Below are 22,197 nucleotides of genomic sequence, written 5' to 3'. Positions count from 1 at the left end.
TCAGCGTCGCTCGTGAATCGGCAAGCCGCCGCTTGCGCCAAGCCGGTTGCAGCCACGCGCGTTTCTAGACACATGCCCCAGTGGGTCGCGAGTTTAAGTGGCATGAAGTCGCGTTCCCGTAACCAGGGAATCGCGGGCGCAAAGGCTCCTCTCCTCGGTGGTGGCGTGTTCTACCGGAGCCGCGGCTCCCAAGAAGCAGACGGCTGAACGCAACCAACGAGCGAGGTGTTCCGCGAAAGTTGCTCTAAAGAATTCTCGCCCGTTGCCGTTACTAAAGCGGGAACCGTTCACGGTGCGCCGTGACAGCGTTTCCCAGACAAGAAGAATCAGCCAAGGTGAGAGGGAAAATTATGGCGTGGGTCAAAGCAGGCGCTGCGATGTTAGCAGCATCGGTGTTCTCGGGTTGCGCGTATAACGTCCAAGTTTCGTCGCAATCTGGTGCTTCCGAGGTCATGAGCACGAAGATCAGGCAGGACAAGGCCTACGTTGTCTTTAGCGACAATCTCGTTACGGCGGGTAAGGATGTCAAATCCGGATTCGCCTGCGGCGCACATAAGTATCCGATGTATATCGGTGAGGCGCTGCAAGGTTCGCTTTCGAAGACTGTCGAAGCCGCCTTTCCCCAAGTCGCGAACAACGGCGGAGCGGTGCCTTCTGCGCGTGATGGGATCATTTTCAAGTTTGACCTCTCGGAGTTCGACCCGCGAATTCGCTTCACACCCGGATTTTGGGTGCCATCCGCTGATGCAAACGTGGATATCGCAATTCGCGCTCGCGTTTCCGACAGGCAAGGAAAAGAATTAATCACCACCACGTTCCGTGGCCAAGGCCATGCAAGTGAGGACGGAAATTGCCCGGTAGGCGCGGATGCCTTGAGTCTTGCTGCTCAAAAGGCGATCGCAAACGCGATGGAAAGCTTTGTTGACAAGGTGATCAACACGGGCGCACTCGATCCAGTCTTGGCAACATCTGCGCGACAATAGCCTCAAGCAAACTTCGAAACTAGAAATGGCCCCACACTATCACTTGCGGAAGAAGATCGAGTCATGGCACGCCCTCCGCGTGTCCGGGTTGGAAGATGCTGTAGGATTCCCGGTGATGCGTGGGCCGTTCGTTGAGTTTTTGCAAGCAGAGGACCAACGCAGCATGACGTCACCTCTAGCTGAAATCCTTTCACGAGGATATTTTCCAAAAGAGCTGCCGCCGCCATTCAACACGCGCTCGTTTGGGGCGTTTGCCGAGACTGCTCCAGCTAATTTTCACCTCGATACGACGAAGAAGGGAAGCAAAGTCAACTTGGTTTCACGGCCTGCCGTCCATAATCAGTCTCACCTGCAAAATTCGATCTCGCTCGCGCGTGCTCCCGAGTGGTCGATCGGGGCGCAGTCCCACCTTTCCATCTCGGACGGTCGCGCGGGGCGCGAACAAGGCTTCGGGCGAGTCTTTGAACCAGCAGCGCAGCCACGCAAGAACAAAAAATATGGGCGCAAGCCCCAGGCGGACGATGGCGCGCAACAGCCAGCGCAAGTTGTAGCCCGCCGCGCACAACACTGCGTGTAACGCGTCGCCGATTTGCCCTTTTAGCCAGCAACGCCGCATGCCGTGCTCCTGTTTTACGTGCCCGATGATCGGCTCGATCGCTTGGCGGCGCTTTAACCACTTTCGCTGCGTACTGCTTAGCGCCTTGTGTTTACCTCGATGAATCAGCTGCACCGGCGCAACATCGGCATCCACACCGCGAAATCCGAGGTCGGCCAGCACGATCTTCGGCGTCGGCGTGCCCGGCAAATCCTGCAGCAAGATGTTCGTTTGTTCAAGTTGCGCGGCCAGCGTGTGCCCGTCGTAAGGGTTGCCTGCAAACGAGCGCGCACCGACGATCAGACCCTGCTTCTCCGTGATCGCGAGACTGACTTTGACACCGAATTCGTAGGGCTGGCGGGCCTTGCCTTTGGATATGCATTCCACTTCTGGCGCGTGAAGCGCGTAGAGTTTGTGCTTGTCCTTCGCACGCTGACGGCAGATACGCCAGGCGCGCTCCAGCCAGATTCGCAAGGATGCCTGTTGCTCAGCGGATGCACCCGATAATTTGCGTTCGATGTCACGCAGCAATCGTCCGAGTATCGTGCGCTGACGCTTGAGCACCCGGCGCAGACGCTTGAACTGTTTGGCATGCGCATAGCCGCCTGCCCGGCGACGCAACTGTTTCCCCTCGCGCTGGTAGGTCTGCTTGAGCGTCAGTCCGGCGCGTTGGGCGAGCCTTGCGAGTTTTCCTCGTGCAACCTCCAGCAAGCGGCTGTCAGTCGGGTAGGCAATTGCTTTCTCCTGGACCGTCGTATCGACAATCACGCGCTCGAACTCGGCCGGCCTTACGGCTTTCATTTGCACGGCCGCCGCAATTGTTGTCGCGAGCATCTCCTCGACGCCGGCTTCGCCCAGCGCCTGCCGAAAGCGCACGAGGTTGGTCGGATCGCATGGCAGGCGCGGCTGGAAATAGTCCTCGCCGCAGAAGTACTGGAAGTACACGTCTTGTGCCCAGCGCTCGCAAACCGACTCATCACTTTCGTTGTATGCGTGCTTCAGGTAGAGCAGTCCGACCATCAGCCGGGTCGACAGGCGCGGACGTCCGGCAGCGCTATGGCCCGCGCCCGCCAGCTTGGGCGCCGTGCCGAACAGATCAACCTCTGCGCTCAGCCGGCCTTCGCGAGCACGCCGCTCGAAGATCGGTGTCAACGTCGCTTCTATCGACGTCCAGGGCATTCGGTTAGCCAGTACGGCCAGCGGGTGCCGCAAATCGATCATTGCATCCAGGCGGCTGCGGAAGAAATCCGGTGTGCTCATCGGCGCTTCTCACTCCCAGAACATAGGCCAATTCCATATTGGAACTGGGAGTTCCGCAACCCTCTGTTTGCACCTATTACCACGCAGCGCCTGGCTTCACGGCATTCTGCAAGACCGACTAATCAGGCTCGCACAGGGACATTGCGGCGTAAGCTGACGATTCCCAACCCGGTCAATCAATACCAGGTCGCGCGGACGGTTGCCGAAGGCTGGAGGGAGTTGAAAGCCGCTTGTCGGAAATCGCCAATAGCGTTGACCACGCCGCGATATTCGAAACATACCGCTCGGGCGATTAGCCCTCGCAGTACTTTCGATGCAATTCCCTTGGCGCGGGCGCGATCGCGGACGGCATCGCGTTACTTACTGACAAGTGATCTAAGCTCTTTCTATCAGACCATTTACACCCATTCGATACCCTGGAGTTTGCACACCAAGGTCGTTGCAAAGGCAAATCCAAATGATTACTCTCTGCTCGGCAACCTCCTTGACCTGGCAGTGCGAAATGGCCAAGATAGGCAGACGATCGGCATTCCCATCGGACCAGATACTTCGCTAGTCATTGCCGAAGCGATTCTTTCGTCGGTTGACGCGCAGCTGGCGGGTACGATAGTCAGGCGGGGATTTCGGTACATCGACGACATCGCCTGTGGATTCCACACCATAGCTCAGGCTGAAGAAGCGCTAGGCCGACTGCAGTATTTGGTCGGCGATTTGCAGCTTCAGCTGAATCCTAGGAAGACGCGAATCATCGAGCTGCCCTATGAACTGGAGGCATCCTGGGTTCCGCATCTGCGTTTGTTTGCGTTTCGCTCTTCGACTGCCAACGCTCAGCAGACTGATTTGCTCAGCTATTTCGGTAGAGCTTTCGAACTCGCAGCCGCGCACCGCGAGGAAGCAATCCTTCGCTACTCGGTTCAACGAATGCGGTCGATCTCGATCTTCGAGAGCAACTGGGCACTATATGAAAGTTTGCTTCTTCAATGCCTCTCCGTTGAGCCGGGTACAGCACCCGCAGTGATTGGAGAATTATACAAATATCACCTGCACATGCCGCTGGATCGCTCCCGCATCACAGAGTCCCTGCAACAGTTGATTGAGGACCACGCTCCACTGCATCACGGCAGCGAGGTCGTTTGGGCGCTGTGGGGTGCGATCTGTCTTGGTTGCCCGCTCGATGCGACGGTTGTTGAGAGATCGCTCCTGGCGTCTGATCCATGTGCCGCGCTTTGTGCGTTGCACGCGCGAGCTAAGGGGTTAGTAGTTGGCCGCGTGGACGTCAGTGCTCTTGAAGCACTCATGCACGATGGCGAACTGACCGATGCACAGTGGTTGCTTGCCTACGAGGCCAACGTAAAAGGTTGGCTTCCGAATATAGCAGGGAAGGACTTCGTGGGCGCGCATAAGCACTTCGGCTCGATGAAGACCGCTGGTGTCTCTTTCTATGATGAGGCGGCGACGCACCCAATCACACCCAAACCTGCGGCAGTGCAAGGCGATGTGGATGCTGACATCGACTACGACGTCGAATACATGCTAGGCGATGTTTCAGGCTAGCAATCAACGGCGAGAGAGGAGGATTTCCGCACCTCCAGTCTTCGTTCTTAGCGGCTTCAGAAGGGGCAACGGCAGCGAGCACACTCGCGGAATTGGTGCTCTCCAAGAAAAGCCGCTAGCCCACCCTCCGCTGACGGCCGCCTGAGATCAACCGTATGGCGACATGTCGGATGATATGTAAGAATCGTCACAGTCACTACAACGCGCTAGGGCGGTCTCAGAATCATATGCAACCAAGGGCATTCATCTCATACAGCTGGTCGTCTCCGGGCCATCAAGCACGCATACGCCAATGGGCCGAGCAGTTGATTAACGACGGGGTTGATGTCGTCCTCGATATCTGGCATCTCAAGGAAGGCGACGACAAGTACGTGTTCATGGAGAAAATGGTCTCAGACGATTCTGTCACCCACGTCTTGATTTTCAGCGATTCTGAATACGCCGAAAAGGCAGATGCTCGTAAGGCAGGTGTCGGCACCGAGTCCCAGATCATCTCGCGTGAGGTGTATTCGAAGGTCCAACAATCGAAGTTCCTTCCGATCGCCTGTGAATTCGATGACTCAGGCGAACCGTTCCTTCCGACGTTTCTCAAATCGCGTATCTGGATCGACTTCTCCACTCTTGAAGCCGCGAACGACAATTGGGAGCAACTTGTCCGGGTTCTTTATGGAAAACCTGCTTTCGAGAAGCCGTCCCTGGGCAAGGCACCTAGCTACATCACAGCGGAGGTTCACGCACCCGCGAGCCCAGCTCTCACGAAATTCGCGGCGCTAAAACAGGCGATCCTCCAAGGGAAGATGGGGCTGAAGTTATATCGAGAAGACTTTCTCCGTGCTTGTTACGAGTACGCAGATGCTCTGCGCACTCGAACGCGGCCTGATGTAGTGAACATGGGCCAGCGCATTGTCGAAGACTGCGGGAAGCTAAAGCTCGTGCGCGACCACATTGTGGATTGGGTACGGCTCGAATCTGCGACCAAGCCCTCAGCAGAGTTCGATGAAACACTTGTCTCAATGCTAGAGAAGTTGCTTGAATTAAAGTCAAGGCCACCCGAAATCAACTCTTGGAACGATGCGTGGTTTGACGCACACGGTGTATTCGTCTACGAGACCTTCTTATACATAGTTGCGGTTCTCCTAGAGACTGGCTCGTTTGACAGTCTTCATCTTGTTTTCACTAACCACTACCTTCTACCCGGAACGGAGTCAATCGGTGCGGACCGATTTAGAACTTTTGACGCGTTCTATGGGTACTCCGACGCGCTCCAGGTTCTGGCGCCAGAGGGAAAGAGACTCTATGCACCGGCGGGTGAGCTTATAAAGCGCCAAGCCGATCGCACCGACGTTCCGTTCGCCGAGGTAATGCAAGCTGAATTACTCATCCTGATGATGGCGTTTGTCACCGATGGCACCCGTTGGTACCCTCAAACGCTCCACTATTCATCGCGCTCTGGCGCGTTCCCCTTCTTCGTGAAGGCAGCACGTCATCGCGACTTTCAGAGGCTCGCTAAGATCACAGGGATTGGAAGCGGAGATGAGCTGCGTAGGGCAGTGTCGGCGGGCGTTGCAAGACTTGAAGTCAACCGTTGGACTAACTTCTGGATGAGTGATCGAACGTTTCGGGGCAGCCTGAATTTGGATGCGCTGGATACGCTGCCGTGAGCTATCGACAGAACGCGATTGGAGGTGCGGCGAGCCGCCGGCGCTGTTGTATGTGAGCGACCGCGTTCGTCTACGAGACGATCCGATCTGAAGCTCTGCAAAGAGTCGTTAAGACTTCCCTCGCCGTTATCGCAAGCCGAAGTTCGGCTGCCTTGCAAAGCGAATGACGGAAAAAGGCCGCGCTGCAGCCGCTTGACGAATGAGTCGGTCTTGCAGAATGCCGTGAAGCCAGGCGCTGCGTGGTAATAGGTGCAAACAGAGGGTTGCGGAACTCCCAGTTCCAATATGGAATTGGCCTATGTTCTGGGAGTGAGAAGCGCCGATGAGCACACCGGATTTCTTCCGCAGCCGCCTGGATGCAATGATCGATTTGCGGCACCCGCTGGCCGTACTGGCTAACCGAATGCCCTGGACGTCGATAGAAGCGACGTTGACACCGATCTTCGAGCGGCGTGCTCGCGAAGGCCGGCTGAGCGCAGAGGTTGATCTGTTCGGCACGGCGCCCAAGCTGGCGGGCGCGGGCCATAGCGCTGCCGGACGTCCGCGCCTGTCGACCCGGCTGATGGTCGGACTGCTCTACCTGAAGCACGCATACAACGAAAGTGATGAGTCGGTTTGCGAGCGCTGGGCACAAGACGTGTACTTCCAGTACTTCTGCGGCGAGGACTATTTCCAGCCGCGCCTGCCATGCGATCCGACCAACCTCGTGCGCTTTCGGCAGGCGCTGGGCGAAGCCGGCGTCGAGGAGATGCTCGCGACAACAATTGCGGCGGCCGTGCAAATGAAAGCCGTAAGGCCGGCCGAGTTCGAGCGCGTGATTGTCGATACGACGGTCCAGGAGAAAGCAATTGCCTACCCGACTGACAGCCGCTTGCTGGAGGTTGCACGAGGAAAACTCGCAAGGCTCGCCCAACGCGCCGGACTGACGCTCAAGCAGACCTACCAGCGCGAGGGGAAACAGTTGCGTCGCCGGGCAGGCGGCTATGCGCATGCCAAACAGTTCAAGCGTCTGCGCCGGGTGCTCAAGCGTCAGCGCACGATACTCGGACGATTGCTGCGTGACATCGAACGCAAATTATCGGGTGCATCCGCTGAGCAACAGGCATCCTTGCGAATCTGGCTGGAGCGCGCCTGGCGTATCTGCCGTCAGCGTGCGAAGGACAAGCACAAACTCTACGCGCTTCACGCGCCAGAAGTGGAATGCATATCCAAAGGCAAGGCCCGCCAGCCCTACGAATTCGGTGTCAAAGTCAGTCTCGCGATCACGGAGAAGCAGGGTCTGATCGTCGGTGCGCGCTCGTTTGCAGGCAACCCTTACGACGGGCACACGCTGGCCGCGCAACTTGAACAAACGAACATCTTGCTGCAGGATTTGCCGGGCACGCCGACGCCGAAGATCGTGCTGGCCGACCTCGGATTTCGCGGTGTGGATGCCGATGTTGCGCCGGTGCAGCTGATTCATCGAGGTAAACACAAGGCGCTAAGCAGTACGCAGCGAAAGTGGTTAAAGCGCCGCCAAGCGATCGAGCCGATCATCGGGCACGTAAAACAGGAGCACGGCATGCGGCGTTGCTGGCTAAAAGGGCAAATCGGCGACGCGTTACACGCAGTGTTGTGCGCGGCGGGCTACAACTTGCGCTGGCTGTTGCGCGCCATCGTCCGCCTGGGGCTTGCGCCCATATTTTTTGTTCTTGCGTGGCTGCGCTGCTGGTTCAAAGACTCGCCCGAAGCCTTGTTCGCGCCCCGCGCGACCGTCCGAGATGGAAAGGTGGGACTGCGCCCCGATCGACCACTCGGGAGCACGCGCGAGCGAGATCGAATTTTGCAGGTGAGACTCAGTATCTTTTGTCGTTGGACATGCTGGAGAAGCTGGATGCAGCGTTCGCCTTGCGTTCGCACTACAGCGACTGGCGCCACGATCCGATTTCTCGCATGCTGTTCAAGAACGAGCCGATCGAATGGTTTTATCAGTACTGGCTATCGCGTGTTGATGTGGAATACGATGAGTACAACGGCGTGGTTAATATTCACGTGCAAGCATACGATGCCAAGACAGCACGTGCGATCGTGGAGTTCATGATCCGCGAGGGTGAGGCGCAGATGAACTCGATCAGCCATCAACTCGCACAGTCTCAAGTCGACTTCTTGACCAACGAAGTCACGGTGACGCACGCGCGCCTGCTAGATGACACGCAAACTCTGATCGACTTTCAAAATCGACAAGGGCTGGTGGCGCCGGAAACAACGGCACAGAGTCTTAACGCTTTGATCGACCGTCTGGATGCACAAAAAACGGCTGTGCAGACGCAACTTGATTCTTTGCCCTCGACGTTGAATGCGGATCAGCCGATCGTCGTAATGCTGAAGAAGAATCTCGTCTCCATCGACCAGCAGATTGTGCAACGACGGGCGCAATTAGCTTCGCCGTCGAAGAACACGCTGAATTACACGGTCGAGGAGTTTCAGCGTTTGCAGATGCAGGTTGGTTTCGCTCAAGATTTATATAAGACAGCACTTTCGGCGCTTGAGCAGGGTCGCATAGATGCGGCTCGCACTTTGAAGATGGTTTCGGTGTTGCAGTCACCGACCCGGCCGGGCTTCCCCATAGAGCCCTCCCGCTGGTACAACGCGTTGGTCACGTTGCTCGTTGGGCTCGCGTTGGCGGGTGTCCTTAAGCTAACCGAGAGCATCATCCTGGACCACGTCGATTGAGATGCCGAGCTGCATCAACGCGCATAGTTGTTCCTGATAAGAATGAATAAATTGTCGGCATGAAAACCGTGATTCACGATGGAGCGCGCGCAAACGCAAACAAGCTGACGACTCTGATAAAAGTTCTCGACAAAGAACCAAAGGTCAAATGGGAAGATCCACCGCCTCGGTCGGAGATGGTGCGACGTGGGTGCGTTCACGCTCGAGGGGAGTTCAAGAGATGCATCACACATTGAAGAGGCCGGTACTCGTCCCAAGGAATGTAACCGAGAGTCCTGAGACCGTTGCTTCAGGGACGGGCCGCATCGTTGAGAGCGATCGAGCAGCGATCGCTCGGGAAGCGAGCCGTCTGCTGGACGGTCTTATTGCTTACCGTGTGATCGCACACGGGGAAAATTGCTATGTCGATGGTAACGCTCAGCGTCGAATGCGCGAGCTGCTATGGAGTGCGTCGTGAATACTGTTTCCATCATCGGTCTCGGCTACATCGGTTTGCCGACCGCGACGCTCTTCGCCTCGCGTCGGCTGCAGGTTATTGGTGTCGACGTCTCGACCTACGTTGTAGATACCATCAACCGCGGGAATATACATATCGTTGAGCCTGAACTCGATATTTTGGTTCAGGCCGCGGTCCGCGCCGGCTATCTGCGGGCAACCCTTTGCGCGGAGCCCGCCGATGCGTTCGTGATCGCGGTGCCGACGCCGTTGGTTGCCCATAATAAGCCTGATCTAAGCTACATTGAAGCCGCAGCCCAGTCGATCGCCCCCGTACTAGAGCCAGGCAATGTGGTCATTCTCGAATCCACTTCGCCGGTTGGCGCGACGGAGAGGCTGGCCGAATGGCTTGCCAAGATGCGACCAGATCTCAGTTTTCCGCAGCAATGTGGTGACGCGTCCGATATCCGAATTGCGTATTGTCCGGAGCGGGTGTTGCCTGGCCGCATCGTGCATGAACTGGTTTGTAACGATCGCATCATTGGTGGGATGACGCGTGCGTGTTCCGAAGCGGCCGCAGCGCTGTACAAGCTGGTCGTGCAAGGCGAATGCATCCTCACTGATGTGCGAACTGCAGAGATGTGCAAGTTGGCGGAAAACAGCTTCCGCGATGTCAACATTGCCTATGCCAACGAACTCTCGATAATCTGCGACGAGCTGGGCATCGATGTGTGGGAGCTAATCCGGCTTGCTAATCGCCATCCGCGTGTCAGCATTCTGCAACCCGGCTGCGGTGTAGGCGGGCACTGTATTGCCGTCGACCCGTGGTTCATCGTCGACAGCGCACCGGACGACGCGAAACTAATTCGCACCGCGCGCAACGTCAACGATTCAAAGCCGGGCTGGGTGATCGAGAAGGTCGTGCAAGCTGCCAACGAGCTTTTGATTTCGGGCGTCCGGGCTCAGGATATTCGCATTGCCTGTCTTGGCATCGCTTTCAAGCCCAACATTGACGATCTACGCGAAAGTCCCGCAATGGAAATCGCTCGAACCCTGGCGAAGCGCTATCAAGGAAACGTCGCGGTGGTCGAGCCGAATATCCAGCGCTTGCCGGATCGTGCTTCCGACGGACGCATGGTTTTGATGAATTTGCACGATGCGATCGCCTGGGCAAACATAGTTGTTTTGCTCGTAGATCATGCCGAATTCATGCGGAACCCGCTTGCTTTGAAAGAAGGGACGAAGTTCATCGACACACGTGGCATCTGCACGCGCACGCAGTGATCGCAAAACACGGTATTCAGCCAAATTCAAGAATATAAAGAGTCGGTCTTGCAGAATGCCGTGAAGCCAGGCGCTGCGTGGTAATAGGTGCAAACAGAGGGTTGCGGAACTCCCAGTTCCAATATGGAATTGGCCTATGTTCTGGGAGTGAGAAGCGCCGATGAGCACACCGGATTTCTTCCGCAGCCGCCTGGATGCAATGATCGATTTGCGGCACCCGCTGGCCGTACTGGCTAACCGAATGCCCTGGACGTCGATAGAAGCGACGTTGACACCGATCTTCGAGCGGCGTGCTCGCGAAGGCCGGCTGAGCGCAGAGGTTGATCTGTTCGGCACGGCGCCCAAGCTGGCGGGCGCGGGCCATAGCGCTGCCGGACGTCCGCGCCTGTCGACCCGGCTGATGGTCGGACTGCTCTACCTGAAGCACGCATACAACGAAAGTGATGAGTCGGTTTGCGAGCGCTGGGCACAAGACGTGTACTTCCAGTACTTCTGCGGCGAGGACTATTTCCAGCCGCGCCTGCCATGCGATCCGACCAACCTCGTGCGCTTTCGGCAGGCGCTGGGCGAAGCCGGCGTCGAGGAGATGCTCGCGACAACAATTGCGGCGGCCGTGCAAATGAAAGCCGTAAGGCCGGCCGAGTTCGAGCGCGTGATTGTCGATACGACGGTCCAGGAGAAAGCAATTGCCTACCCGACTGACAGCCGCTTGCTGGAGGTTGCACGAGGAAAACTCGCAAGGCTCGCCCAACGCGCCGGACTGACGCTCAAGCAGACCTACCAGCGCGAGGGGAAACAGTTGCGTCGCCGGGCAGGCGGCTATGCGCATGCCAAACAGTTCAAGCGTCTGCGCCGGGTGCTCAAGCGTCAGCGCACGATACTCGGACGATTGCTGCGTGACATCGAACGCAAATTATCGGGTGCATCCGCTGAGCAACAGGCATCCTTGCGAATCTGGCTGGAGCGCGCCTGGCGTATCTGCCGTCAGCGTGCGAAGGACAAGCACAAACTCTACGCGCTTCACGCGCCAGAAGTGGAATGCATATCCAAAGGCAAGGCCCGCCAGCCCTACGAATTCGGTGTCAAAGTCAGTCTCGCGATCACGGAGAAGCAGGGTCTGATCGTCGGTGCGCGCTCGTTTGCAGGCAACCCTTACGACGGGCACACGCTGGCCGCGCAACTTGAACAAACGAACATCTTGCTGCAGGATTTGCCGGGCACGCCGACGCCGAAGATCGTGCTGGCCGACCTCGGATTTCGCGGTGTGGATGCCGATGTTGCGCCGGTGCAGCTGATTCATCGAGGTAAACACAAGGCGCTAAGCAGTACGCAGCGAAAGTGGTTAAAGCGCCGCCAAGCGATCGAGCCGATCATCGGGCACGTAAAACAGGAGCACGGCATGCGGCGTTGCTGGCTAAAAGGGCAAATCGGCGACGCGTTACACGCAGTGTTGTGCGCGGCGGGCTACAACTTGCGCTGGCTGTTGCGCGCCATCGTCCGCCTGGGGCTTGCGCCCATATTTTTTGTTCTTGCGTGGCTGCGCTGCTGGTTCAAAGACTCGCCCGAAGCCTTGTTCGCGCCCCGCGCGACCGTCCGAGATGGAAAGGTGGGACTGCGCCCCGATCGACCACTCGGGAGCACGCGCGAGCGAGATCGAATTTTGCAGGTGAGACGAATGAGCCGTGAAGGTCCGCAAAGGCCGATATCCGCCCATTCAACTAAATGCCGGTTGCGGAGTGAACCAGCCCGTCAAACGTCCACTGCATAGCCAAGCAAACGGCCGCACATCATCGACATCGACCTTCAGCGGCCCAACGACCCGCAAAATAGCCCTAATCCCATTCGGGCAAATAAATCCGCTGCAATCACCACGACCAGCACCGCCACGAACCAATCACCGCTTCCCCAACCCCTCCAACAACGCCCGATGAAACGCCCCCGGATCCTGCATCTGCGGCGCATGCCCAAGCTCCGGAAACTCCACCAACGTCGCATTCGGAATCATTCGCGCAGCCGCCTTTCCAAGCTCCGGATAACGCCCGAGCTTCTCCCGCACATCAGCCGGCGCCAGGTCCTTGCCAATCGCCGTAGTGTCCTTCTGCCCGATCAACAAAAGCGTAGGCACCCTCAACTGCCCAAGCTCATAAAAAACCGGCTGCGTATAAATCATGTCGTACAGCAATGCCGAATTCCACGCGACGATTTCCTTCCCCGGCCCGCGATACATCCCCGCGAGCATCTGCACCCACGGTTCATAATCGTCGCGCCAGTGGCCCGCGTAATACGTGTTCTTTTCATAATTTCGGATGCCGTCAGCGCTCGTCTTCAATTCGCGCACGTACCAGTCATCGATTGAAATCGACGGCACGCCCTTCGCCTTCCAGTCCTCGAGCCCGATCGGATTGACGAGCGCGAGTTGTTCCGTCTCCTGCGGATACATCAACGCATAGCGCACGGCGATCATGCCGCCCGTCGAATGCGCGATGAGCGTCGCGCGGTTCACGCCGAGCGCAGCAAGCAGCGCATGCGTGTTGCGCGCGAGTTGCTGAAAGCTGTACTGATAGCGCTCGGGCTTGCTCGACTTGCAGAAGCCGATCTGATCCGGCGCGATCACGCGATAACCCGCATCGCTCAATGTGTCGATGGTCTGCTTCCACGTCGCCGCGCAGAAGTTCTTGCCATGCAGTAGAACGGCGGTGCGCCCGTTCGGATGCGCGGGATGGACGTCCATATAGGCCATGCGCAAGACCTGACGCTGCGACGTGAAAGCGAAGCGCGCGACCGGATACGGATAATCGAAGCCCTGTAATTCCGGGCCGTAGACGGGCTCATCGGCGCATGCATTCGATGCGGCGAGCAGCGCGAGCGTCGAAGCAAAAGAAACCAGCAGGGATCGCGCGAAGAGAGACTTCGATTTCATGAGCTTTTTTCAAGATGGAGTCGGCCGAGCGATTCTAGCGCGCGCCTCGCGAACGCGTTTCGACGCGCCGCGCCAGGCTTTATACTGTGCCGCCCTCGCCGGCGCGCTCGTCATGCGGCGCGTGGCAAGCGGGCGTTTCCAGCATCGCAATCAGTCCGGACTCTCAAGCATGCAAGCAAGCATCAAGGCACTCGCCGCCGCAATACTGGGCGCCGTGTGCATCAGCGCGGTCGCGAGCGACTGCCCGCAGTTCAGCCCCGGCGGTTTTGCGCCCGTCGTCACCAACGCGAAAATGCGCGCGGCGACGCAGGAAATCTGCTACTCCGACTTCGCGCTCCTTCATTCCGGCGTCACGCACGGGCCGCTCTGGTCGGCGGAACATCTGACGGCGAAGAGCGTCGATGACGCAAAGGACAACACGCGCACCAATCGCTTCTTCGTCGACAAGCGTCTGCCGCGCGGCGACAGCGCGCAGCTCGACGACTACAAGCGCAGCGGCTACGACCGCGGCCACATGAGTCCTGCGGGCGACCGCGCGAGCAAGCGCGGCATGGCCGAATCGTTCTCGCTCGCGAACATTGTGCCGCAGGACCCGTCGAACAACCGGCGCATCTGGTCGCGCATCGAGCAGTCGGTGCGCCGGCTGACGGAGGAATCGGGCGAGGCGTATGTCGTCACCGGGCCGCTCTTCTCGGGCCGGCAATTGCAGACGATCGGCGAATCGCGCGTCCTCGTGCCGACGCAGCTTTACAAGGTCGTCTATTTGCCGCAGCGTCAGATCGCCTTCGCGGTCGTCGTGGAGAACACGGCCACCGACACGTATACGATGAAGACCGTGCGCGAACTGGAAGCGATGAGCGGCCTCGCGTTTCCCGGCATCCCCGACGCGCTGAAAGACAAACGAATTGGAGGACTGAGAGGTGTTTAAACCATTTGCGAACGATACCGACGCGATGAACATCGCGGGCGACGCGATCAACATCGTCAACGGCAAAACGCGCGTGACGGTCAGCGGCGACTTGAGCATCGCGCGGGATCAGGCGGGACTCGCCGCCGCGAAAGCGCTGCATGAGGCGCTCGGGGCGATCGTGAGCGCGCTCGAGAAGGAAGCGAACCTGCCCGCGAAGCTCGCCGACGAACCGCCCGCCCCGACCGGCACCGCCAACAACCCGTTCATCTGACGCCGCGCGGGCGCGTGGAGGCATCGTCATGATCGAGTGCCACGTAAGCGAAAGTCCGCTCGGACCGATTCTGTATCGCGTCGACGGCGACTGCCTGACCGGACTCTTCTTCGTCGGGCAGAAGCATTTCCCGAAGGACATCGCATCGGTCACGAATGCTCGCGCGCCTCGCATCGTCGACGAGGCGCGCGAGCAGATTCGCGAATACTTCGCCGGCGAGCGGGAGACGTTCTCGGTGCCGATCCGTCTTCGAGGCACCACCTTCCAGCAGCAAGTCTGGGACGCCCTGCGCCAGATTCATTTCGGCGACGCATGGACCTACGGCGACCTCGCGCGCCGGATCGGTCTGCCGCCCGGCTCGGCGCGGGCTGTCGGCGGCGCGAACGGCCGCAATCCGGTGGCGATCATCGTGCCGTGTCATCGCGTGATCGGCGGCGATGGCGAGCTTACCGGCTACGCGGGCGGCGTCGATCGCAAACGCTCGCTGCTGACGCTCGAAGGCGGCCGCGCACGCGAACAACTGCCGCTGTTCTGATCTGCATCCGAAAAAAAAGCTCGCGGACCATTGCGGTCCGCGAGCTTTTTCTATGGCGCTGTGCGAGCGGCTTATTGCGTCAGTACGATTTCCACGCGGCGGTTTTCGGCACGGCCCGCGCTCGTCGAGTTCGATGCGCTCGGGTTCGATTCGCCGTATCCGTTCGTCGCGTAGTTGTTCGCGCGCAAGCCGTGGCTGCGCAGGTAATCGAGGACGGACTGCGCGCGGCGCTTCGACAGCGCGACGTTATAAGGCGCCGAGCCGGTCGAATCCGTGTACCCGGCGACGACCACCGACGAGAACGTGACGCCGCGCCCGTCCGCCACGATCCGATCCAGAATGGATTTGGCCTTGAACGAGAGTTTCGCGCTGTCGAATGCGAAGTTGGTTTTCTCGTCGAGCGCGACCTTGCGCACCGGCGCGGGAGCGGCGGCATCCACGACGGCGGGCGCAGCCGCGACGACCGGCTGCGGCTCCACGGCCTGAGCCGGCTGGGCAACGGGCGCTGCAGCCGCGCCGCAGACGAAGACGACTTCGCGCGGATCGCCGGACGCTTCCGTGCCTTCGACGTTCTGCAGCACCCGGACCGGCTCGTTGCCGCAGGCGTCCTGCGCGGCCTGCATGCACGAACTGCTGCTCTCGAACAAGCCGTAGCATTCGGCGCGGAAGGCACGTTGCCCGTTCGACGTCTGGATTTGCTTCAGGTTGAAAGTGGGTCCGGCGGACGCGGTTGAGAAACCGGCGAGTACAGCAGCAGCGGCGAGAAGAAGCGCAACGGTTTTTTTGAACATCTTTGATTCGTTTGGAGAGAGCGGGATTGCGCCGGTGCGTCCGGCTCTGCCAGCCCGAACGCAGATGGCGTTGCAAAAAAGCCGGGCGATTCTAGCAATCGCGCTCCAGCGAACAGCAGCAGATAAATCCCAATTCTGGAATTTTTCCGAAGCCCGTCGCGACGCGCCCGCTCGCCGCGTCAGCCCGCGTTCACAGCACGTTCGACGGTTTCGGGCGCGCTTGCGACACCAGCGATGCCTCATCGCCGCGCGGCGCGATGCGCGGCGAGAAGATGCGCGAATCCGCGGGCGTCGGATGCACGCGCGAATAGATGCCGTGATCCGCCTGAAACTGGAACGGCGCGGCGGACAGGATGTGCGGGTCCGGCAGCGGCTCGGCGGCGCGCGAGGGCGTCGCGGACAAAACGAGGGTCGAGCAAAGGCTGGCGGCGAGCGCGGCGACGCTCGAAGCGAAGGATGAGCTGTTCATGGCGTAAAGGACGGTTGGCTGGCGCGGCGCGCCGGTTCGGGCGCCGGAAGACATGCGGCGCCGATGACATCGAGATGCGTATTCTTGCCAGTCCCGAACGCTCCGACCATGAGAACGTTCTCAAACTCGTCCTGTCTGGGACAACTCGCCGCAGATTTCGACACAGGCGCGGAATATGCGGCCCGACTCCCCGAGCAGAAATACGGCTGGCGCCCGACCGATATCCCTCGCTCGCGCGCGAGTCGCGGCGCGCACGGCACCGGGGCAAGCGCAGCCTGCAATCAATGGCGACATGTTGCTCTTTGTCAGGGATAATCCGCGTTCAAAAAGAGCCGGTCCGCCAAGTAAAAACGAAAATTTCATGAGCCAAGACGACAATCTTTCGCCCGGTCCACCGCAGCTCGCAGCCACAGACGGCAATATCACGACGGGCGTCGCGGGCCTGGACGACATCCTCGGCGGAGGCTTCGTCGAAGGCGGCCTCTACATGATCGAAGGCATGGCGGGTGCCGGAAAGACGATTCTTTCGTCGCAGATCGGCTTTCACCGCGTGGCGCAGGGCGACAAGGTGCTGTACATCACGCTCATCGCCGAATCGCATACGAAGCTGTTGTCGAACCTGCGCGCGCTGACCTTCTACGACGCCAACGCCATTTCCGGCCGCATGCTCTTCGTGAGCGGCTATCACGAACTCATGCGCGACGGCCTGTCCGGTTTTCTCGCGCTGATCGCCTCGACGATCAAGACGAGCCGCCCGCGCTTCATGGTCATCGACGGATTTCGCAGCGCCCGCGAATTCAGTTCGACGGAGCTGGAACTGTCGCAGTTCATCCACGAGCTTTCCGCGTTCGTCAGCGCGGCGCGTTGCACGACGCTGATTCTCGCGCCGCTTTCGGGCAACGAGCCGCATCCGGAGCACACGCTCGTCGACGGGCTGATCGAGCTGAACCGTTACAACGCCGGCATGCGCCGCGCGCGCGAGCTGGAAGTGCACAAGCTGCGCGCGCGCGATCATCTGCTCGGCAAGCACTTCTTCACCATCACGGCGGACGGGCTCGTCACGTTCCCGCGCCTGGAAGCGTCGCGGCTCAACCAGAATCCGCCGCGCCACTTCGATACCAAGCTCACGTTCGGCTTCCCCGAATTCGACCGCATGATGGGCGGCGGCGTGCCGCGCGGCTCGACGACGTCGCTCGTCGGACCTTCGGGCATCGGCAAGACGCTGCTCGGGCTCAAGTTTCTGCAGGCGGGCGTCGAACGCGGCGAGCGCTGCGTCTATTTCGGTCTCTACGAATCGCCGGAGCGCCTCGTCGCGAAGGCGCGCTCGGTCGGCATCGATCTCGCCGATGCGCTCAAGGACGGGCGCCTCACGATCAACTGGCATTCGGCGGTGGAACTCGCCATCGACGAGCTCGCCGCGGAACTGTTCGCCGTCGTCAAGAACACGGGCGCGTCGCGGCTCGTGGTGGACGGCATCGACGGATTCCGTCAGTCCGCGAACCGCGCAGAGCGCTTCGGACTCTTCGTCAACGCGCTCACGCAGCGATTGCGCGATGCGGGCGTGACGACGCTCCTCACGGAAGAACTGTCGCTGTACGGCGAATCCTCGGCACCCGCGACCATGCGCGCCTCCGCGATGACCGAAAACATCGTGCTGATGCGCTATGTCGAGGCGAACTCGGCGCTCTATCGGATGGTGTCGGTCGTGAAGCAGCGCGACAGCGCGCACGATTCCGCGATCCGCCGCTTGACAATCGATTCGCGCGGACTGCATATCACCGAGGGCTTCATCGGACCGACGGGCATCCTGTCCGGCCATCCGACGCTGTCGCCCGCGCTGTCCGTGTCCGACCCCGGCCCGCGCACATGAAAAAGATCCTCGTCGTCGACGACGAATTCGACATTCTGACTACGTGGCGGCTCGTGCTCGAAATGGAAGGCTATGAAGTGACGACGGCGTCGAACGGGCGCGTCGCGCTCGATGCCGCGAACATGAACGCGCCCGATCTCGTCATCACCGACTGGATGATGCCGCACATGGACGGCGTCGAGCTGATCCGCAGTCTCGCCGCGAGCGCCACGCTCGGCAAGGTTCCCGTTATTCTGATGAGCGCGGCGGCGCATGCCCCGGAGTTGAATCATCCCGACGCGCGGTTTCGGCGCAAGCCGCTTTCCATCGACGATCTGATCGCGCTCGTCGGCCAGCTCGTCGGTCCCGCGTGAGCGCCGCGCGCGTGCCGCACGAGCACCGCGCGCGTTGCGGGCACGAACCATGCTCTATCGTCCGTTCCGGCGCTGCCGGTTGAATCGAAGCAGTATCGACGCAGTTCGGAGCAACATCAACGCAAACCGCTTCAACGAGAATGGGAGGCACCATGGTGCAAGATCAAGTGGAAGGCACGGCTCAGAACGTGGTCGGCAAGGTGCAGGACGCGGTCGGCGCGCTGACGGGCGACTCGGGTACGCAGGTCGAAGGCAAGGCTCGCCAGGCGCTCGGCTCGCTGCAGCAGACTTACGGGCAGACGCTCGACAACGTGCGCAGCGTCGTGTCCGATCAGCCGATCAACGGCGTGCTGATCGCCGCGGCCGTCGGGTTCCTGCTCGGCGCGTTGTGGAATCGGGATCGGTAAAAGGCAACACGCGCTGCGTAGTCGGCAGCGCATGCCCCGAACGGCAAAGCCGGCGTTTCGCGCGCCGGCTTTGCCGTTTCTGCGGATATCGTGCCGGCGTCGCTACGCGGCCAGCACATTCGACAACGTGCCGATTCCCGCAATCGACACGTCCACGCGCGCGCCGTCCTTGATCGATCCCACGCCGATCGACGTCCCGCACGCGATCACGTCGCCGGGCGCGAGCGTCATGTCGTGCGACAGCAGGCTCACCTGCTCGGCGGGCGAAAAGATCATGTCGTCGAGCGGATAGTTTTGACGCTCGACGCCGTCCACGGTCGTCACCACGCTCGCGCTGCGCCACTCGAAGCCGCTCACGATGCCCGGTCCGAGGCACGTAAAGGTGTCGAAGCCCTTCGAGCGGCACCACTGCGCGAAGTTGGGATCTTCCTGCAACAGTTCGATGGCGGTCACATCGTTCACGCAGGTGTAGCCGAAGATCGCGGCCTCGGCCTCTTCGACCGACGCGCACGACACCGTCTTGCCGATCACCACGCCCAGTTCGCCCTCATACGCGATCTTGCCGTGATAGTTCTTCGGCCGGCGAATCGACTCGCCCGGCCCGATCACCGACATCGGCGGTTTGATGAGAAAGAGCGGATGCGCGGGCGGCGCCTTGTCGAGTTTCTGCGACAACGCGTAGTAGTTGTTCCACAGCGCGATGACCTTGCTCGGCTCGCACGGCGCGAGCAGCGTCAGGTCGTCGACGGGAAAGGTGATGTCGGTCGGACGCGGGCGGTCGAAGAGCGCGCCGTCGTGCTGCACGACGCGGCCCGAACGCGCGTCGAGCGTGCCGAAACCGATGCGGCCGTCCGCATCGCGGAAACGAATCCAGGTGGTCACGTTATCGTCCTTTTTGAGCGGCGCGAGCGGGAAACCCGCGCCGCATTACGTCTGCTACGTCGGCTACGTCGGCTACCTCGGTTACATCAGACCTGGCCCGCGCCGCGCGCCCACTTGTACTTCGCGCCGAGCACCGCGACGGGCAGTTCCGTCGAATAGGCGTAGGCCGGCACGCCGTGTTCGTACAGGTATTCGGCCGCTTCCTCGACCTGCACGTCGCCCGCGAGCGACGCCACGATCGGCTTCTCGATACCGAGCGCCTTCATCTCCTCCTTCACTTCGATCACGAGTTTCGCGAAGACCATCGGCGGCGTGATGATCGTGTGCCAGTAACCGAGGATGATCGAGTGGATGCGATCGTCCTCGAGTCCGAGCTTGATCGTGTTCTTGTATGTCGACGGCGGCTCGCCTCCGGTGATATCGACCGGATTGCCCGCCGCGCCGAACGGCGGGATGAACTTGCGGAACGCGGCATCGAGATCGTCGGGCATCGTCATCAGCGAGAGATTGTTGTCGACGCACGCATCGGAAAGCAGCACGCCCGATCCACCCGCGCCCGTGATGATGACGACGTTCTCGCCCTTCGGCGTCGGCAGCTTCGGAATGCCGCGCGCGAATTCGAGCAGATCGCGCAGCGAGCGCGCGCGGATCACGCCGCATTGCTGGAACACGTCCTCGTAAATCTTGTCGTTGCCCGCGAGCGCGCCCGTGTGCGAACTCGCCGCGCGCGCGCCGAGACTCGTGCGGCCCGCCTTCAGCACGACGACCGGCTTCTTCTTCGACACGCGCTTCGCGGCTTCCGCGAACGAACGGCCGTCCTTCAGGTCTTCGCAGTGCTGCGCGATGATCTCGGTGTTGTCGTCCTGCTCGAAGAACGTGAGCAGATCGTCCTCGTCGATGTCCGATTTATTGCCAAGACCGACGATCGCGGACACGCCCATCTTCGCCGAGCGCGAGAAGCCGATGATCGCCATGCCGATGCCGCCCGACTGCGACGACAGCGCGGCCTTGCCCTTCACGTCATACGGCGTGCAGAACGTCGCGCAGAGATTCTTTGGCGTGTAGTAGAAGCCGTAGATGTTCGGACCCATCATGCGGATGTCGTACTGACGCGCGATCTTGACGATCTCTTCCTGGCCTTCGTGGTTGCCGGTTTCGGCGAAACCCGACGGAATCAGCACCGCGCCGGGAATCTTCTTCTCGCCCACTTCGACCAGCGCTTGCGCGACGAACTTCGCCGGAATCGCGAACACGGCGACGTCGATCACGACGGGCACGTCCTTCACGCTCTTGTACGCCTTGCGGCCCATGATCTCGTCGGCTTTCGGATGGATCGGATAGATCGCGCCCTGATAGCCGCCGTTGATGAGGTTCTTCATCACCGAGTTGCCGATCTTGCCGTCCTCGTTCGACGCGCCGATCACCGCGACCGCATCGGGCTTCATGATGCGGTTCATCTGCGCGACGATCTGCTCCTGCGTCGGGCGATAGCGCGGCGCGGCCGGCTCGAAGTCCATCACGATGCGCACGTCCGCCGCGACCGCGCCACTCGGACTCGCGAACACCGGGTTCAGGTCCATCTCCGAGATTTGCGGGAAGTCGTCCACCAGCCGCGACACGCGCTCGATCAGCGTAATGAGCGCCTCGCGATGCACCGGCTCCGCGCCGCGCACGCCGCGCAGCACCTCGGCGGCCTGGATGCCGTCGAGCATCGACGCGGCTTCGTCGCGCGTGACCGGCGCGAGCCGGAAGGTGACGTCCTTCAGCACTTCGACGAGCACGCCGCCGAGACCGAACGCGATCAGCTTGCCGAACGACGGGTCCGTGACCGCGCCGATGATCACTTCCTGCCCCGCGCCGACCATCTGCTGAACCTGCACGCCCACGATGGTCGCGTTGGCGTCGTACTTCTTCGCGTTCTCGATGATGGTCGCGAAGCCCGCCTTCACGTCCGCTTCGTTCTTCACGCCGACGAGCACGCCGCCCGCCTCCGTCTTGTGCAGGATCTCCGGCGAAACGATCTTCAGCACCACCGGGAAGCCGATGAACGCCGCGAGCTTCGCGGCATCGTCGGCGCTCGTCGCGACGCCTTCCTGCGGCACCGAAATGCCGTAGGCATCGCAGACGAGCTTGCCTTCGGGCGCGGTCAGCGACGTGCGGCCTTCGGCCCTCACGCGCTCGAAGATTTCCGCGACGTGGCGTTTCGCGTCGGCCGCATGCAGCGGAATGACGCTCGATGTCTGCGTGGAAGAAACGTCTGCTTCGCTGCGTTCCTGGACAACCGTGCTGTTCATTTGTCGTGTCT

The 22,197-nt window shown here is 60.5% G+C and carries 17 protein-coding genes and 3 pseudogenes; 14 read left to right on the top strand and 6 right to left on the bottom strand.

Annotated elements, in window-relative coordinates; translation table 11 throughout:
* The first annotated feature begins 452 nt into the window (after positions 1 to 452).
* Positions 453 to 983 (top strand): hypothetical protein, encoded by a 531-nt coding sequence (locus LDZ27_RS15610; RefSeq protein WP_244816887.1) that lies wholly within the window; start codon positions 453 to 455, stop codon positions 981 to 983.
* Between the two features lie 472 nt (positions 984 to 1,455).
* On the opposite strand, the pseudogene LDZ27_RS15605 reads toward LDZ27_RS15610, so the two are convergent.
* Positions 1,456 to 2,838, bottom strand: a pseudogene (locus LDZ27_RS15605) (IS5 family transposase); the annotation flags it as partial.
* Here LDZ27_RS15605 and LDZ27_RS15600 point away from each other — a divergent pair.
* The 7 genes and pseudogenes from LDZ27_RS15600 to LDZ27_RS15575 form a co-directional block, all read left to right on the top strand.
* Entirely contained in the window at positions 2,782 to 4,392 is a 1,611-nt protein-coding gene (locus tag LDZ27_RS15600) for an RNA-directed DNA polymerase (RefSeq protein WP_370653432.1), read from the top strand. The pseudogene LDZ27_RS15605 and the gene LDZ27_RS15600 overlap by 57 nt on opposite strands.
* Before the next feature lie 227 nt (positions 4,393 to 4,619).
* Complete coding sequence (locus LDZ27_RS15595; RefSeq protein WP_244816885.1) at positions 4,620 to 6,053, top strand: SEFIR domain-containing protein; 1,434 nt, start codon at positions 4,620 to 4,622, stop codon at positions 6,051 to 6,053.
* Positions 6,054 to 6,375: 322 nt separating this feature from the next.
* Positions 6,376 to 7,758, top strand: a pseudogene (locus LDZ27_RS15590) (IS5 family transposase); the annotation flags it as partial.
* A gap of 362 nt (positions 7,759 to 8,120) precedes the next feature.
* Positions 8,121 to 8,765: a hypothetical protein gene (locus LDZ27_RS15585; RefSeq protein WP_244816884.1), complete on the top strand. Its 645-nt coding sequence runs from the start codon at positions 8,121 to 8,123 to the stop codon at positions 8,763 to 8,765.
* Between the two features lie 148 nt (positions 8,766 to 8,913).
* Positions 8,914 to 9,222 (top strand): UDP-N-acetylglucosamine 2-epimerase, encoded by a 309-nt coding sequence (locus LDZ27_RS29040; protein ID WP_370653431.1) that lies wholly within the window; start codon positions 8,914 to 8,916, stop codon positions 9,220 to 9,222.
* Positions 9,207 to 10,484 carry a UDP-N-acetyl-D-mannosamine dehydrogenase gene (wecC, locus tag LDZ27_RS15580; protein ID WP_244816883.1) on the top strand — a complete coding sequence of 426 codons (1,278 nt, stop codon included), beginning with the start codon at positions 9,207 to 9,209 and terminating at the stop codon, positions 10,482 to 10,484. The genes LDZ27_RS29040 and wecC overlap by 16 nt, the downstream gene beginning before the upstream one ends.
* Positions 10,485 to 10,644: 160 nt before the next feature.
* Positions 10,645 to 12,027 (top strand): annotated as a pseudogene (locus LDZ27_RS15575) (IS5 family transposase); the annotation flags it as partial.
* A gap of 351 nt (positions 12,028 to 12,378) precedes the next feature.
* On the opposite strand, the gene LDZ27_RS15570 reads toward LDZ27_RS15575, so the two are convergent.
* Positions 12,379 to 13,404, bottom strand: a complete 1,026-nt coding sequence (locus LDZ27_RS15570) for an alpha/beta fold hydrolase (RefSeq protein ID WP_244816882.1) — start codon at positions 13,402 to 13,404, stop codon at positions 12,379 to 12,381.
* Between the two features lie 169 nt (positions 13,405 to 13,573).
* Here LDZ27_RS15570 and LDZ27_RS15565 point away from each other — a divergent pair, with 169 nt between their 5' ends.
* From LDZ27_RS15565 to LDZ27_RS15555, 3 genes are read left to right on the top strand one after another with little or no spacing between them, the layout of a single operon-like run.
* Positions 13,574 to 14,332: a DNA/RNA non-specific endonuclease gene (locus LDZ27_RS15565; protein WP_244816881.1), complete on the top strand. Its 759-nt coding sequence runs from the start codon at positions 13,574 to 13,576 to the stop codon at positions 14,330 to 14,332.
* On the top strand, positions 14,325 to 14,585 hold the full coding sequence (locus tag LDZ27_RS15560) for a hypothetical protein (RefSeq protein WP_244816880.1): 261 nt from the start codon (positions 14,325 to 14,327) through the stop codon (positions 14,583 to 14,585). Before LDZ27_RS15565 ends, LDZ27_RS15560 begins: the two co-directional genes overlap by 8 nt.
* Before the next feature lie 28 nt (positions 14,586 to 14,613).
* Positions 14,614 to 15,120 (top strand): methylated-DNA--[protein]-cysteine S-methyltransferase, encoded by a 507-nt coding sequence (locus LDZ27_RS15555; protein WP_244816879.1) that lies wholly within the window; start codon positions 14,614 to 14,616, stop codon positions 15,118 to 15,120.
* Between the two features lie 71 nt (positions 15,121 to 15,191).
* Here the strand turns inward: LDZ27_RS15555 and LDZ27_RS15550 are convergent, their stop codons facing one another.
* Both LDZ27_RS15550 and LDZ27_RS15545 read right to left on the bottom strand, forming a co-directional pair.
* Positions 15,192 to 15,911 (bottom strand): OmpA family protein, encoded by a 720-nt coding sequence (locus tag LDZ27_RS15550; RefSeq protein WP_244816878.1) that lies wholly within the window; start codon positions 15,909 to 15,911, stop codon positions 15,192 to 15,194.
* A gap of 190 nt (positions 15,912 to 16,101) precedes the next feature.
* Positions 16,102 to 16,380, bottom strand: coding sequence for a hypothetical protein (locus LDZ27_RS15545; protein WP_244816877.1), 279 nt, complete (start codon positions 16,378 to 16,380; stop codon positions 16,102 to 16,104).
* Positions 16,381 to 16,741: 361 nt separating this feature from the next.
* Between LDZ27_RS15545 and LDZ27_RS15540 the strand changes: the two genes are divergently transcribed.
* From LDZ27_RS15540 to LDZ27_RS15530, 3 genes are all read left to right on the top strand, one after another.
* Positions 16,742 to 18,250: an ATPase domain-containing protein gene (locus LDZ27_RS15540; protein WP_244816876.1), complete on the top strand. Its 1,509-nt coding sequence runs from the start codon at positions 16,742 to 16,744 to the stop codon at positions 18,248 to 18,250.
* Positions 18,247 to 18,603 carry a response regulator gene (locus tag LDZ27_RS15535; RefSeq protein ID WP_244816875.1) on the top strand — a complete coding sequence of 119 codons (357 nt, stop codon included), beginning with the start codon at positions 18,247 to 18,249 and terminating at the stop codon, positions 18,601 to 18,603. The genes LDZ27_RS15540 and LDZ27_RS15535 overlap by 4 nt, the downstream gene beginning before the upstream one ends.
* A gap of 152 nt (positions 18,604 to 18,755) precedes the next feature.
* The gene (locus tag LDZ27_RS15530; RefSeq protein WP_244816874.1) at positions 18,756 to 19,010 is read left to right on the top strand and encodes a CsbD family protein; all 255 of its coding nucleotides are present in this window, start codon (positions 18,756 to 18,758) and stop codon (positions 19,008 to 19,010) included.
* 102 nt (positions 19,011 to 19,112) lie between these two features.
* On the opposite strand, the gene LDZ27_RS15525 is transcribed toward LDZ27_RS15530, so the two are convergent.
* Positions 19,113 to 19,892, bottom strand: a complete 780-nt coding sequence (locus tag LDZ27_RS15525) for a fumarylacetoacetate hydrolase family protein (protein ID WP_244816873.1) — start codon at positions 19,890 to 19,892, stop codon at positions 19,113 to 19,115.
* 86 nt (positions 19,893 to 19,978) lie between these two features.
* A complete protein-coding gene (locus tag LDZ27_RS15520; protein WP_244816872.1) occupies positions 19,979 to 22,186 on the bottom strand; it encodes an acetate--CoA ligase family protein in 2,208 nt (735 codons plus the stop codon).
* Positions 22,187 to 22,197: the final 11 nt, after the last annotated feature.

The organism is Caballeronia sp. Lep1P3 (assembly GCF_022879595.1).
Classification (GTDB): domain Bacteria; phylum Pseudomonadota; class Gammaproteobacteria; order Burkholderiales; family Burkholderiaceae; genus Caballeronia.
This window is presented reverse-complemented; position numbering and strand designations above follow the sequence as displayed.